A 14,843-nucleotide genomic window follows, 5' to 3' on the forward strand; every position below is an offset into this window, starting at 1 on the left:
GGATAAATAAGAATGATACCATGAATGTCTCTGAAAAGATATCTCTGCGGGAAAAATTGGGCTATGCTTTGGGTGACGGAGCTGCCAATATTGCCTGGAGAGGCGTTTCCACCTTCCTTTTTATTTTTTACACCGATGTTTTTGGTCTTAATCCGGCGGCCGTTGGCCTATTGATGCTGATTGCCCGCTCAGGGGATGGCATCAGTGATATTTTTATGGGTGTGATAGGCGACCGGACCAAGTCCCGCTACGGAAAATTCCGTCCCTGGATTTTGTGGACGGCTATTCCTCTGGGGGCCATCCTTTCAATGCTTTTTACGGCGCCGGACCTAAGCTATACAGGGAAGATTGTCTATGCCTACACGACTTACATCATTTTTACTCTGGTTTATACAGCCAACAACATCCCTTACGGTGCATTGATGGCGGTAATGACGGGCGACGATAAGGAGCGAACCACACTGGGTTCCTACCGCATGGTGGGCGCTTTTGGTGGCGGAATGCTGGTTCAGGGTGCGCTTTTGTTCCTTGTCGCGTATTTTGGAAATATTGATCCTTCTATCTCCGTCAAAGAACTGGAACCTGCCAGATATGAGGTGCTTGTATCTACAACACAAGATGTGGAGAATGTTAATATTGAAACGGAAAATGGTTTGGCTCTATTCACCTGGGCCGATGCCAGTTTGCCCGACAGCCTGAATTTAGCCACGAAGGGCAAGAGTTTTTCTATGACGGCCCATCAGGAATATCGTTTTGTGCTGACCGGTGAGGAGGATCTTCATGCGGAAAGTATTGTGATTATTGATCAGAAAAGGGGGTATAGCAACGCCATTTATGTGTTGTCGTTTTTCCTGACCCTTTCTTTGATCATTACTTTCTATACCACCAGGGAACGGGTTAAACCACTGGAAGCCCAACAGAATAATTTGTGGAAGGATTTAAAAGATCTCTTCAGGAACAGGCCATGGGTCATTCTCTTGCTCATTGGTCTGCTGTTTCAGGTTTACAACTCCATAAAGCAGGGTATCGTCGTTATCTATTTTACCCATTATCTGCACCATCAGTTACTGGCGGCTTCCTATATGGTGGCACTGATGGTCGCTTCCATCGCAGGGGCCATGGCCACCGCCTTTTTAGCCAAGCGTTTGGGCAAGCGGAATTTGTTTATTTATGCCTTTATTTTTTCGGGTTTGGTGAATGCCTTGCTGGCATTCTGTGGACCGGAAAATACGGTGAGTATTTTCATCATCGGCATCGTCTCTGAATTTGGAGCCGCCATATTTCCTACGCTTTTCTTTGCGATGTTGGGGGATGCCGCTGATTTTTCAGAGTTTAAAAATGGACGCCGGGCTACTGGACTCATTTATTCTGCAGGCTCCTTTTCCACCAAATTTGGGGGCGGCGTCGCAGGGGCTATAATAGGTATGGTCCTCGCTTCCTTCCATTATGACGGACAGGATTCTGTGGCCATAGAAGGTGCGGTGCCGGGCATTGTGATGCTCATGAGTTGGATACCAACGACCATCGCTTTGATAGCTGCCGGTGTAATGACCCTGTATCCCTTGAATCAAACAAAAATGGATGAGATTACCACGGAACTGAACAACCGGCGGAATCAAGTCGAGGCAGCTGGCAACTAGTGCTGTATAGAGAGATCGTTTAAAACAAAGAAAAAAGTTAATAATAAGACAGATGAAGTTTGGACATTTTGATGATGATAGCCGTGAATATGTGATCACCAATCCACAAACCCCGTGGCCCTGGATCAATTATCTGGGCAATGAGGATTTCTTTTCATTGATTTCGAACAGTGCAGGAGGGTATGCCTTTTATAAGGATGCCAAATTTCGCCGCCTGACCCGTTACAGGTACAACAATGTGCCCATGGACAACGGGGGACGGTATTTTTATATCAATGATGGAGGCACCTTTTGGTCGCCGGGCTGGAAGCCGGTCAAAACACCACTGGATAAGTATGAGTGCCGCCATGGCCTGAGTTATACCAAAATTACCGGCGCCAAGAATGGGTTGGAAGCCGAGGTTTTGTTCTTTGTGCCCCTCAAATCGTGGAGTGAAGTGCAGAAGGTCCGGCTGACCAACACTTCAGGTGCCAAAAAAAGCTTCAGGCTTTTTTCTTTCATGGAATGGGCCTTGTGGAATGCCGAAGACGATCAGAACAATTTGCAGCGTAACCTCAGCACCGGAGAGGTCGAAGTCAAGGGCTCCACCATCTATCATAAAACGGAGTACAAGGACCGAAGGAATCATTTTGCCTACTACCATGCCAATGCGCCTGTTCAGGGTTTTGATACCGATCGGGAATCGTTTGTGGGTTTGTACAATGAATATTCCGAGCCACAGGCTGTGGTGGAAGGTCGTCCCCGGAATTCACATGCCCATGGGTGGTCGCCCGTCGCTTCCCATTACTTTGAAATTGATCTGAATCCCGGGGAGACCAAAGAGCTGATTTTTATTTTGGGCTACGTAGAGAATCCGGAAGAAGGAAAATGGGAATCAAAAGGCGTCATAAATAAGCAGAGGGCTCTGGCCAATATCGACCGCTTCAATACCGTTGAAAAGGTGGATAAGGCCATGGCGGAACTCAAGGCGCATTGGGATAAGCTGCTCAGCGTTTTCCATATTAAGAGTGGGGATGAAAAACTGGACCGGATGGTGAATATCTGGAACCAGTACCAGTGCATGGTCACCTTTAACATGTCGCGTTCGGCCTCCTTCTTCGAAGTCGGCATTGGCCGTGGCATGGGCTTTCGCGATTCCAATCAGGACCTGATAGGTTTTGTGCATCAGATACCCGGGCGGGCCCGTGAGCGCATCATCGACATTGCCTCCACCCAGTTTCAGGATGGCGGCGCCTACCACCAGTATCAGCCGCTGACCAAGCGGGGCAATGATGCCATTGGCGGTAATTTTAACGATGATCCGCTTTGGCTGATTCTGTCGACCGTGGATTACATCAAGGAAACGGGTGATTTTTCGCTGCTCGATGAGTTGGTGCCCTTCGATAACGATCCAAGTACGGCTAAGCCGCACTTTGAGCACCTTAAGCTGTCCTTTTATCATGTGGTCAATAACCTGGGCCCATGGCTTGCCTTTAATTGGTCGGGCCGACTGGAACGATTGTCTGAACCTGAACTGTTTTTCCAATGATCCCAATGAGTCTTTTCAGACCACAGAGAATAAAACAGGCGGAACGGCTGAATCTGTTATGATTGCCGGCTTGTTTGTGGTGTATGGCAAAGCGTTTGCCCAGCTTTGTCGACAAATCGGAAAAACCGCCGAGGCCGATGCAGCCATGCAGCATGTGGACCAGATGGTGGAGGCCATAAAACAGCATGGCTGGGATGGGGATTGGTACCTGCGGGCCTACGACTTTTTTGGCAACAAAGTGGGCAGCGAGGAGAACGAAGAAGGAAAAATATTTATAGAATCGCAGGGATGGTGCTCCATGGCCGAGATTGGTAAGGAGGAGGGCATGGTGGAAAAAGCGCTGGATTCGGTGAAGGAGCGGCTCGACTGTGAATATGGCATTGTTTTGAACAATCCGGCTTTTACGCGGTATGTGATTGAATATGGTGAAATTTCGACCTACCCGCCGGGCTACAAGGAAAATGCCGGTATTTTCTGTCACAACAATCCGTGGATCATGATCGGAGAGACCCTGATTGGTCGGGGCGAACGCGCCTGGGATTATTACCGGAAAATTTGTCCCGCCTACCTCGAAGACATCAGTGATTTGCACAAAACGGAGCCTTATGTGTATTCCCAAATGATTGCCGGTAAGGACGCCTTTAAGCCGGGAGAAGCCAAGAACAGTTGGTTAACCGGAACCGCCTCCTGGAATTTTTACGCCATTAGCCGCTACATCCTGGGCATTCAGCCGCAGTATGACGGCTTGCTGATTAATCCTTGTATTCCGGCCGACTGGAAAGGTTTTGAAGTGGTCCGTAAATTCCGGGGAGCCACTTACCATATCAAGGTGACGAATCCGCATGGTGTCAGCAAAGGTGTCAGGCGGGTCCTGGTCAATGGCGCAGAGGTGGCCGACCAGCTTGTCCCCGTGTACCATTCCGGCGAATACGATGTAGAGGTGATAATGGGGTAAGTGCATGGGGTTATGATATAGATCGTTACAAACCTAAATATTACAGATATGTCAATTTTATGGAAGTTCCTTATTTTAATGACTGCTTTGGGTGCCTTGTTGAGCAGCTGCGGGCAGTCCGTTGATGACTCGTCTGCCACACGGTTAATCTATAACCAGGTGGGCTACATCGCCCATGGTCCTAAACTGGCCCTGGTCGCTGAAGATGTCGATGAATTTGTCCTGCTCGATGCAGATGGCCAGGAAGTTTTCAGGGCCAGTGCGGCTGCACCTCAATACTGGGAGGCCTCTGGTGATACGGTCCGAAAAGTCGATTTTACGGAATGGGAACAGGCAGGTAATTATACCGTTCAGTTACCCGGCTTTTCAAAGACCTACGATCTGGTAATTGAGTCGCGCCCCTACCATGAGCTTAGTAAAGCGGCCATTAAGTCGTATTATTTAAACCGGACTTCCATGCCCATTGAGGCGGCCTATGCGGGTGAGTGGGCGCGTGCTGCGGGACACCCCGACACGGTGGTGTATATCCACGCTTCTGCGGCCGACGACCAGCGTCCGGAGGGAACGGTCATCTCATCCCCACTGGGTTGGTACGATGCCGGGGATTATAATAAATACGTGGTCAATAGTGGCATCTCCACCTATACCATGCTTCGGGCATTGAAAGATTATCCGCTGTATTATGCCGGTTTGGATTTGAACATTCCTGAATCGGGCAGTGGTATTCCTGATCTTTTATCCGAAACATTGTTCAATCTGCGTTGGGTGCTGAGCATGCAGGACCCGAATGATGGCGGGGTGTATCATAAGCTGACCACCAAGCAGTTCGAGGGTTTTGTGATGCCTGATGGAGCGGTGAATGATCGTTATGTAGTGGCCAAAAGCACTGCGGCCACCTTGAATTATGCGGCATTGGCTAGTGCCGCCTACCGGGTGTTAAGCGGTTATGAAGAGCAGTTGCCGGGCTTGTCCGACAGCTGTCTGACCCGTGCTGAAATAGCCTGGGACTGGGCTATGAAGCATCCCGAAGAGATTTATGAGCAGCCTGAGGATATTGCCACGGGTGCATACGGAGATGATCATTTGGAGGACGAATGGTTTTGGGCAGCTACAGAACTTTATCTGGCTACCGGTAGTGACCGGTATCTGAAAGTCATCAAGGAGAAATACCAAAAACCTCAGGTGCCTTCCTGGAATCAGGTGCGTCTATTGGGGGTTTATTCGTTGATGGATTTTTATGATGAACTCACGGCTGATCTGATCAATCTTTCGATAAAAGAAGACTTTCTTAAGCTGGCCGATGATCTGGTGGCCATTTCTGAGCGTTCACCATATGGGATAAGCATTCAGGAGTTTGCCTGGGGGAGCAGTTCCCAGGTGGCCAATGAAGGTATGATTAAACTGTTTGCCCATCAGTTGACCGGTGAGGCTTCTTATTTGGAATCAGCCCTGTCAGATCTGGATTATATTCTGGGAAGAAATGCCACTGGTTTTTGTTTGGTGACCGGGTTTGGCAACCAGCGTGTTATGAATATTCACCACCGGCCATCGGGGGCCGATGGCGTGGCAGATCCTGTTCCCGGCTTCCTTGTCGGAGGTCCCAATTTAGCCGTGTTAACCGATTGCGGTCCGGATGTTGAGCGGAGCCCTTATCCTGCTAAATCCTATGTCGATTTAGAGTGCAGCTATTCCACCAATGAAATAGCCATTAATTGGAATGCTCCTCTGGTCTATTTAGCGGGCGGCATTGACGCCTGATGGCCCGATAAAAATTAACACCCAAGCGGACAAGTTGGTCGTTGTTCCTTTTATGCAGAAAAGGGCGCCCCAAACGTGGGGCGCCCTTTTTATGACTGGCTATCTCTTAGTTAAAAATTCAATGTTAATCTTTAAGCGGTAGCGTAAAATAGAAAGTGCTTCCTTTTTCCGGCTCAGACTCCAGCCATATTTCACCACCCAGCAATTCCGTCAGGTTTTTGGAAATGGAGAGCCCCAGTCCGGTCCCCCTATGAACCCGGGAACTCATGGGCTCAATTTTGTGGAAGCGTTGAAATAGTTTTTGTCGGTTCTCTTCCGAAATCCCTATGCCGGTATCCCTTACAAAACAGATGATCCTTGCCTGATCCGTTGCATACTTAAATCCAAAGGTGATGGATCCTTTATCTGTGAACTTGATGGCATTGTTTATCAGGTTGCTGTATATTTGTTTGACTCTGCCCTGATCCGTATGAATGATTAAATCCTCATTGTTGGCCGGTAGCTGTTTCACAATGGGAACCCCTTTCTCTTTGGCATCCCTGTTGGCTTTGTAATGGAGTTCAATCTCATCGAGAAAGGCAGGGAAATTAAGGGGGTGTTTCCGGATAACGACCTGATTGGCTTCGATGATACTTATATCAATGATGTCATTGATCAGTTGCAGGAGGGTATTGCTGTTGGATTGGATGATGGCGTTCATTCGTTGACGTTCTTCCATTTCAAAATCGCCCGTTTCCAGTAAATCAATAAAGCCCATAATGGCATTGAGCGGGGTGCGTATTTCGTGGCTCATGTTGGCCAGGAAGGCCGACTTTAAAAGGTCACTTTCTTCAGCTCTCTGCTTGGCTTCCTCCAGGTCTCTGGTGCGATCAGCCACCATCAGTTCCAGATTCTGCCGGTGAATTTTGAGTTCGAGATTTTGTCTGGAAATGCGGTCACGTTGCTGCCTTAAGGCCGTGTTGTGTTTTTCTACTTGTTGGTTGGAGGCTTCGAGTTGGTTGTAAGCCTCAAAAAGGTCTTTGGTGCGCTGATCCACTTCCTGCTTTAAGAGGGCTTCACGACGTCGGGTAGTTAGTACTTTAATATACCAGGCTATGACAAAAAGGGCCACGGCTATCAGGAAAAAGGCCGGGATAAACCAGGGCTTATCCCAAAAAGGAGCAGGAATGAATAGCTCAATCTGTAATTCATCACTGGTCCATACCTCATCACTGTTGGCCCCTTTGACTCTGAATTGATAGGTGCCTGGCGGAAGATTGGTGTAGGTCGCAAAATTGCGTGTGCCCGAATAGATCCAATCGTTGTCAAAAGGCTGTAATTGGTAGGCGTAGTTGTTGGCCTCAGGCTTGGTAAAGTCGAGCAAGGCAAATTCGAAGGATATGTAGTTGCTGAATTTTTCAAGGTCAAAATGTCGGAACGCGTTAATGTCAATCGCTTTTACGTTATTGAATATTTCAAATTTGGAGATAATTAAAGGCGCTTCATAAGGTTTGTGTTCGATGGTTACAGGATTGAAGAAGTTGACCCCCATGGCACCACCCATCAACATGAAGCCATCATGCGTCTTAGCGTGCGCGTTGATGTCGAAAATAAGTCCCTGCAAGCCGTGGTGCATGGCAAAATTGGTGAAATTTTCATTGTTCGGGTTATACCTGGAGATGCCGCTGTGGGTGCCCATCCAAAAGGCCCCTTTATCATCCTCCAGAATATGGTAAACCGTGTTGGAAGGCAGGGTGGTCGGACTTGATTTTTGAATAAAGTGTCCCGTTTCTCTTTCGTAGAGATTTAATCCATCTGACTTGGTGCCGAACCAAAGTCGGCCTGTTTGATCCTCATGTATGGCTCTTACCTGATTTCCGCTTATGGATAAAGGGTTGTTCGCATCATGGACATGGTTAATCAGGCTGTCGGTGTCCGCATGGTATTCAAATAATCCATTGTTGGTGGTGGCTATCCACAGGACCTGATGGCGATCTTCAAACACCCTTGTGATGCCGATATTGCTCTCTAAATCAAAAAAATAATTGTGTTTGCTGGGGAGCGGTGCCAGCTCCTTGTTTTCCAGTGAAAAACGAAAGAGGCCGTTTGAGGTACCTATCCACATAAATTCATCCCGGGTAATATGGAGGTTGCGGCCGTGAATATTCAGGTGTTGGGTGAAATTGGATGAGGATTTCTCCTTGCTTACAATGCCGCGTTCCGTCCCAAACCAAAGTGTCCCGTTGCTGTCTTCTGTAATACTTTCCACTCTGTTGCTGGGAATACTTCCTGGTTGGCCATCTGCCATGAACCAGGTAAATGTATCTTTTTGGCGGTTGTAGAGGTTGACACCCCCGCCTTTGGTCCCCACCCATAGATTACGGTCAGCATCTTCACAGATGGACATAACAAATTCATGCTGAGCCCCTCCTCCGGAGTTTCCGCCTTTCGCAGGACCGGAAAAGTTTTCTGACGCTTATCATAGTAATGCAGTCCCCCAAATTTCGTGGCGATCCATACCAAACCATGTCTACTTTCCATCAGGTCTCTAATGGCATTACTTTTGAATTGGTTGGATGAGTAGTTTTCAGCATTCAAATAGTCGGATTCTTCTTTCCCAGGGTCAATAATCACCAATCCGTCGCTGGAGGTTCCGGCCCAAAGGTTTTGTTCCGAGTCAATCAACAGCGAAAGAAAGGTCGATCGGTTCAATTTTTCCTGTTCGGTTTTTTGAAATTGGTAGTGATGGAATTGATTTTGCTTCTTCAAAAAATAGAATAAACCGGATTGACTGGCGATCCATACCGTATCGGGATGGCTGGAAGTAATGTTTCGGATCGCATTAATTCCCCTGTCCTTTAAAACGTTTTTCCAGTTTCGTATGCCCGTATGATGGGTGGTAGAATAACTTTTTAAGGGAAGTGCCCATGAGAGGGCTGGCTGGCTATAAGTCTCTAACGGAACTAAAAAGAGTCCGTTGAGCATGGTTCCAATCCAAATGTTGTTGGCGCTGTCGATATGTAAGTCCCCAATCTCATTATCATTGGCCGGTTTCGTGGCATCCGGATTGTGCAGGAGTCTCAGAAAATTTTCGCCTTCCGGTTGAAAAATATTCACCCCATTGGAAGTGGCCACCCAGAGACGATCCGAGTCATCCCTGATGATGTCTTTTACCGTATTGGATGAAAGGGATGCGGGGTCTGATTCGTCGTAAAGAAAACGCTTGAAAACACCTTCGTGTCGGTCAAACCTGTTTAATCCATTGTGCGTAGCCACCCATAAAAAGCCGTCTGTATCTTCAATTATTTTTACCGGGTAATTGGAAGTAATACTGGTACTGTCTTCCGGATTGTTTTTATAAACGGTGTAGGTCTTTCCATCGTATTTGACCAATCCGGTGGATTCAACGCCCAACCACAAAATGCCCAACCTATCTTCATAGATACATTGAACGGATTCTCCCGGCGTTTTATTGGCCGATGAAAAGTGGTGTGAGGATAAGGGGGCCGGACTCAGCGCGTAAACGCAATTGGTCACCCATATAAAAATAAAGGCTAAAATGGATTCGCTCGCTGCTTTTCTACTGCTCATATTCCGTTGGATGTGCGACAGACTGTCTTTTGCGTCAGGTTTCTATGTGTTTAATAAACATCTTGGTATGATGTGTTAAAATCACTTAATTATCAAAGATAACGAATTTTAAAATTATCACGGTGTTTTTTCACAAAAACGTCGCACTTCATTTAAAGTTATAAGTTTCTTATAATGTCAGGTCTCACCGCTCGTCTTTTATGAAAGCAGATGGGAAACTCCCTTATCATTAAACAGATAGCTACCCATAGTTTCTTACCCACGCATGATTAATTACATTCAATACCGGGTATTTTATGCGGTCTTTTCATAGGATTGTAAATGACAGCTAAATGACAGTAGTTGAGCATATTGATCGGTATTGTCATGACAAAACGCCCCTTTCTTGAATACAAACAAACGCCCCATGTGTACAAACTATACCTATCCTTTAAACATATCATCATAAATACTAAATAGTGTTAAAATATCTTTGGAAATCAATATTCAATTTAAAACGAACGCTATGTTAAGAAAAAGTTTGTTGTTTTTATTAATGCTAATGACGGGAGCAAGCCTTACGGCTCAGCTCACTGTGACCGGAACGGTCACAGACACGTCGAATGAACCGATTCCCGGAGTTTCCATCATTAAGGAGGGGACCGCTATCGGAACTATTTCAGATATCAATGGAAATTACGCGTTGGAGGCTGAAGCCGAGGATATATTGGTGTTTTCCTTTGTGGGAATGGTTACCCAGGAGGTGCTTGTTTCCGGAAGGTCTGTCATCGATGTGACATTGAAATCCTCTTTTATGGATTTGGATGAGGTTGTTGTAATAGGATACGGGGTTCAGAAAAAGAAATTGAATACCGGAGCTACCATTCAGGTGTCTGGTGATGATCTGCAGAGCAGAAATTCAACCAGTGCCTTACAGGCTCTGCAAGGGCAAACACCCGGTGTGTCCATCACTTCTACTTCCGGACAGCCTGGCGCTGATATGAAGGTGACCATTCGCGGACTGGGTACCATAGGTAATTCAGGCCCGCTATACATTATTGATGGCATTGAAGGGGACATCTCTTCTCTTTCTCCATCTGATATCGAGAGTATTGATGTGTTAAAGGATGCAGCTTCAGCTGCTATCTACGGTTCTCAGGCAGCGAACGGGGTGGTTTTGGTAACCACCAAAACCGGTCAGGTAGGAAAAGGGCAGGTGACCTTCGACGCCTATTATGGGATACAACAGGTAGCTCGTTACGCCGATATGCTGGATCGAAAGGAATACATTACCATTATGCAGGAACAGGCTGCCAATTCTGGTGCAAGCCTCTTTAATCCGTCTGTTTTTGCAGGTGCTGCCGATACCGATTGGGTGCGACAGATGTTTGTGGAGGATGCCGTTACTGAAAATTACAATATTGGCGTAAGTGGTGGTTCCGAGAGTTCTATCTATTCTCTGTCGCTCAATTATACCGGTCAGGAAGGCGTAGTTGGCGGAGCCGATGTCTCTAATTATGAGCGTTATGGATTCCGACTGAATACCGAGCATAAACTTTACAACGATGCACTGAAAGTTGGGCAGCATATGAATTTTAGTTACATCATGCGGAATGGGATCCAGGTGGGTAACCAATACAGCAATACCCTCCGGGGCGCTTTTGGTACCTCCCCGATCGCACCTGTGTATAGCGATAATAATTTATACGATTCACCGTATAACGATACTTCCGGATCGGCGTGGTATGATGGGGACGGTAACCCCTACGGTGCCATGATGACCAATAACAATAACCAAAACAACGATCAGCGTTTGTTGGCCGATGTCTACGCGGAATTAACACCCGTTGAAAATCTGACTCTGAAGACCGTTTTTGGTATGAACTATTATGCCGGAGCTTATAGAAGTTATACCCCATTGTACAAATTTTCCGTTTATAACTTTAATGAGGATCACACCTCGGTCAATCAGAGCATGTCAAAGGGCCATACTTTTACATGGACCAATACGGCCGCTTATAGTCTTAATATGGGAGATCATGGTTTTGATGTTTTGGCCGGTATGGAATCCATCCAATATCAGGGAATTTCAGTCAATGGTTCTAATTGGGATTTGTTGGATCAGTTTAATAGCTGGGAGTATGCTTACCTGGATAATACGACCGGACAAGCCTCTTTGGTTGAGGATGAAGAGGGCAACATCACTGGTGTAACGGAAAAGCGGAATGTGGGAGGAGGTCCTTCTGTGCAGGCCAAACGAACTTCGTATTTTGCGCGTTTGGGTTACAACTTTAAGGAAAAATACATGTTGAATGCCACCTTCCGTGCTGATGGATCCTCCAAGTTTCAAAAGGACAACCGTTGGGGATATTTTCCATCTGTTTCTGCCGGCTGGGTCATCAGTGAAGAGTCTTTTCTCTCCAACTCCGGTGATTGGATGGACTTCTTGAAGCTGCGTGCAAGTTGGGGGCAGGTTGGTAATCAGAATATTGATAATTTCCAATATGCTTCCCCTATGATCATCACTAACTGGGACAGTAATTCTCCGGCAGGTTATTATTTGTTTGGCACACAGTTGGCTCTAATTCCAAGGGTGCCTATCCTGGTCGTCTGGCCAATCCCGGTGTAAAATGGGAGACCTCAGAGCAGATCAATGTTGGTGTTGATGCCCGCTTCATAAATGCCCGATTGGGTGTCAATGCCGATTACTATATTAAAACCACCAAAGATTGGTTGGTGGAAGCACCTATTTTGGGAACGGCCGGTACCGGAGCTCCCTTTATCAACGGAGGAGACGTTAAAAACACAGGAGTGGAACTGGCCCTGAACTGGACGGACTATCTGGGTGATTTGCGTTACTCTCTCTCGGCCAATGGTGCTACAATCAAAATGAGGTAGGTTCTATTCCTACCGAAGATGGCATCATTCATGGTGAGACCAATATGTTGTACGACAATTCTGAGGAGTTTTACCGAGCTCAAAACGGCTATGCCATTGGTTATTTCTGGGGATTTGAAACCGCAGGTATTTTTCAGAACGAGGCAGAAATAGCAGCCTGGAGAAATGCAGGGAATGGCATCTTCCAACCCAATGTAAAACCAGGCGATGTGAAATATGTGGATCAGAATTCGGATGGTTTGATCAACGAGGATGACAAGATGGATTTGGGAGATGGAACGCCTGATTTCACGTTCGGTTTTAACATCAACCTGGATTATAAGAATTTTGATTTTAGTGTTTCTGCCAACGGTGTGGCAGGAAACAAGATCGTACAATCGTATCGCAACCACTCCAACAACAAGGCCAATTATACGAGTGCCATATTGGAGCGATGGACCGGTGAGGGCACCTCCAATGAGATGCCGCGTGTGACCCAAACCAATGTGAACTGGTCGTTTTCCGATTTGTATCTTAAGGATGGAGACTTTTTACGCATCAGCAATGTTTCATTGGGGTATGACTTTAGCCAACTTGTCAAGTGGGAATATTTGGGACAATTGAGACTCTATGCTCAGGTTCAAAATGCCTTTACATTTACCAAATATGATGGTATGGACCCGGAGGTTGGATACGGAACAAGCGATTGGGTTTCAGGTGTCGACCTTGGGTATTATCCCCGTCCCAGAGTTTATCTTCTGGGTGTAAATGTTAAATTTTAATCTAAAAATGTGAGTCTATGAAGTCCTTAAGAATATATTTTATTACAGCATTGGGTTTGGTTGGATTGGGATTGGCTTCCTGTGCCGACAGCTTTTTGGATGTTGAGCCGGAAACCTCCCTCTTTGATGAAAACTTTTATGCGACTCAGGCCGATGCAGAATTGGCGCTGATTGGATGTTACGACGGATGGCAGCGGACGTCTTCCGATGCCGATATTTCCTTTTATTTGTTGTCGGAGGTGATGTCGGACCAGTGTTTTGGTGCTACCGGAACCAATGATAAGCGCAACTATCAAATCATAGATCGTTTCGACATCTCAGAGGAACCAACCTTTACGGATTTGGCGAATAATTTGTGGGTCTCTTATTACCGCGGTATTTTCCGCTGCAATAAGTTGTTACAGGAATTGGATAACATTGCCTGGAACGGAGAGGATGAGGCGGCCCGACTGGTCAATCGGAACCGCGTTGAAGGCGAAACCAGAGTGTTAAGAGCTTTGTTGTATTTCGATATGGTGCGTTTGTTCGGGAATATTCCCTTGTTGACAGAACCCACTGAGGAAAACCTTCCTCAGGTAAATCCGGATGAGGTTTATCGACTGATGGCTGAAGATTTGTTGTTTGGTGCCGGGAACATTCCGGCCAATGCCTACCCCAAAGCCAAGGCCTCTGAAAATGATGGCCGCATTACCCAACATGCTGCCAAGGCCCTTCTTGCGCGGGTTTATTTGTATTATACCGGTTATTATGACCAGACTGATTTGGTTGGCATGGTAAGTGCTCAGCAAGCCTTGACTGGCCTGGAAGAGGTTATCGCCAGTGAGGAATTTGCTTTGGTGGGTGAATTTAAGAATTTGTGGGAAGCTGCCAGTACCACTGTTGAAGAAGATGAAGCAGGTAATAAGGTCATGCAATCCTCTTTTGCCGGTCGGGGAAATTCCGAGACCGTCCTGGCACAGAAGTTTAATTATACCCAGGATTATAATGGGAATATGGACGGTAATCGCTGGTTGGTGATGATGGGTATGCGAAATACCAATATTTTCCCCTATGGCCGTGGCTGGGGGGCCTGTACGGTTCACCCAAAAGTGGCCCAGGCCTACGACAATGGGGATACCCGTCGCACCGCTTCAATGATCGATTTTGAGGGAGAAGGTATATTGGCCGATTTTGAGGGCATTGAGACCCAGAGAGAATACACCGGTTATTCCGTCAAGAAGTATACGCCCATGAGCAAGTGGGAGCAAGATCCAAATACCAATGAGTGGCGTTTGGTGGACGGTGTGGCCGGTTTGGGAGAGGGGGACTTCCAGGTTTCCCAGTACCAGGATTATATTGTTATCAGATATGCAGATGTGTTGCTGATGGCTGCTGAGTTGGGTAGTGCCAATGCGGGTGAATACCTCAACCGGGTGAGAAGAAGAGCTTATACGGTTGACGGAGAAGTGGCTGCTGAATTTAGTGAAGTGGCCGCCTCTGAGCAAAATATAATGGAAGAGCGGGAATTGGAATTTGCCTTTGAAGGTTTGCGCTATTGGGACCTGTTACGCCAAGGCGTTGATTACGCCGCCTCTGTGATTTCAGAAGAAGCTGGCGTAGAGGTGCTCTCAGGAGAAGAAACCGACCAGGTGGTGATAGAATCGAATAATTTTACTTCCAAAAAAGGCCTGTTCCAAATACCTCAGACGCAAATTTCTTTATCAAACCGTTTGTTGAAACAAAATGCCGGATGGTAATCACAAAAAACATGTTAA

At 46.7% G+C, this 14,843-nt stretch carries 7 protein-coding genes and 2 pseudogenes; 7 read left to right on the top strand and 2 right to left on the bottom strand.

Annotated elements, in window-relative coordinates; all coding sequences use genetic code 11:
• Positions 1 to 20 precede the first annotated feature (20 nt).
• From JCM15548_RS08395 to JCM15548_RS08405, 3 genes and pseudogenes are all read left to right on the top strand, one after another.
• Positions 21 to 1,640, top strand: a complete 1,620-nt coding sequence (locus JCM15548_RS08395) for an MFS transporter (protein ID WP_062124345.1) — start codon at positions 21 to 23, stop codon at positions 1,638 to 1,640.
• Positions 1,641 to 1,692: 52 nt separating this feature from the next.
• Positions 1,693 to 4,123: pseudogene (locus tag JCM15548_RS08400) on the top strand (glycoside hydrolase family 94 protein).
• A gap of 48 nt (positions 4,124 to 4,171) precedes the next feature.
• Positions 4,172 to 5,881 carry a glycoside hydrolase family 9 protein gene (locus JCM15548_RS08405; RefSeq protein WP_062124347.1) on the top strand — a complete coding sequence of 570 codons (1,710 nt, stop codon included), beginning with the start codon at positions 4,172 to 4,174 and terminating at the stop codon, positions 5,879 to 5,881.
• A 124-nt stretch (positions 5,882 to 6,005) separates the two neighbouring features.
• Here JCM15548_RS08405 and JCM15548_RS08410 read toward each other — a convergent pair whose 3' ends face one another.
• Both JCM15548_RS08410 and JCM15548_RS23425 read right to left on the bottom strand, forming a co-directional pair.
• Positions 6,006 to 8,267 (bottom strand): sensor histidine kinase, encoded by a 2,262-nt coding sequence (locus tag JCM15548_RS08410; protein WP_083985046.1) that lies wholly within the window; start codon positions 8,265 to 8,267, stop codon positions 6,006 to 6,008.
• A 722-nt stretch (positions 8,268 to 8,989) separates the two neighbouring features.
• A pseudogene (locus JCM15548_RS23425) lies at positions 8,990 to 9,451 on the bottom strand (ligand-binding sensor domain-containing protein); the annotation flags it as partial.
• Between the two features lie 505 nt (positions 9,452 to 9,956).
• Between JCM15548_RS23425 and JCM15548_RS08420 the strand changes: the two are divergent.
• The 4 genes from JCM15548_RS08420 to JCM15548_RS08425 are packed head-to-tail and all read left to right on the top strand — an operon-like array spanning position 9,957 to position 14,825.
• The gene (locus JCM15548_RS08420; RefSeq protein ID WP_227625603.1) at positions 9,957 to 12,059 is read left to right on the top strand and encodes a SusC/RagA family TonB-linked outer membrane protein; all 2,103 of its coding nucleotides are present in this window, start codon (positions 9,957 to 9,959) and stop codon (positions 12,057 to 12,059) included.
• Between the two features lie 20 nt (positions 12,060 to 12,079).
• Positions 12,080 to 12,328 carry a TonB-dependent receptor domain-containing protein gene (locus JCM15548_RS23430; protein WP_262486958.1) on the top strand — a complete coding sequence of 83 codons (249 nt, stop codon included), beginning with the start codon at positions 12,080 to 12,082 and terminating at the stop codon, positions 12,326 to 12,328.
• A gap of 44 nt (positions 12,329 to 12,372) precedes the next feature.
• Positions 12,373 to 13,089 carry a SusC/RagA family TonB-linked outer membrane protein gene (locus JCM15548_RS23435; protein ID WP_227625604.1) on the top strand — a complete coding sequence of 239 codons (717 nt, stop codon included), beginning with the start codon at positions 12,373 to 12,375 and terminating at the stop codon, positions 13,087 to 13,089.
• 17 nt (positions 13,090 to 13,106) lie between these two features.
• A complete protein-coding gene (locus tag JCM15548_RS08425) occupies positions 13,107 to 14,825 on the top strand; it encodes a RagB/SusD family nutrient uptake outer membrane protein (protein WP_062124353.1) in 1,719 nt (572 codons plus the stop codon).
• Positions 14,826 to 14,843: the final 18 nt, after the last annotated feature.

Source organism: Geofilum rubicundum JCM 15548 (assembly GCF_000974365.1).
GTDB classification, from domain to species: domain Bacteria; phylum Bacteroidota; class Bacteroidia; order Bacteroidales; family Marinilabiliaceae; genus Geofilum; species Geofilum rubicundum.

What these genes read in the sequence shown, in the direction of transcription:
- JCM15548_RS23435 (WP_227625604.1), top strand. Translation starts at nt 12,373, where the DNA reads ATGTTGTACGACAATTCTGAGGAGTTTTACCGAGCTCAAAACGGCTAT.
- JCM15548_RS08425 (WP_062124353.1), top strand. Translation starts at nt 13,107, where the DNA reads ATGAAGTCCTTAAGAATATATTTTATTACAGCATTGGGTTTGGTTGGA.
- JCM15548_RS08405 (WP_062124347.1), top strand. Translation starts at nt 4,172, where the DNA reads ATGTCAATTTTATGGAAGTTCCTTATTTTAATGACTGCTTTGGGTGCC.
- JCM15548_RS08395 (WP_062124345.1), top strand. Translation starts at nt 21, where the DNA reads ATGAATGTCTCTGAAAAGATATCTCTGCGGGAAAAATTGGGCTATGCT.
- JCM15548_RS08410 (WP_083985046.1), bottom strand. Translation starts at nt 8,267, where the DNA reads ATGTCCATCTGTGAAGATGCTGACCGTAATCTATGGGTGGGGACCAAA.
- JCM15548_RS08420 (WP_227625603.1), top strand. Translation starts at nt 9,957, where the DNA reads ATGTTAAGAAAAAGTTTGTTGTTTTTATTAATGCTAATGACGGGAGCA.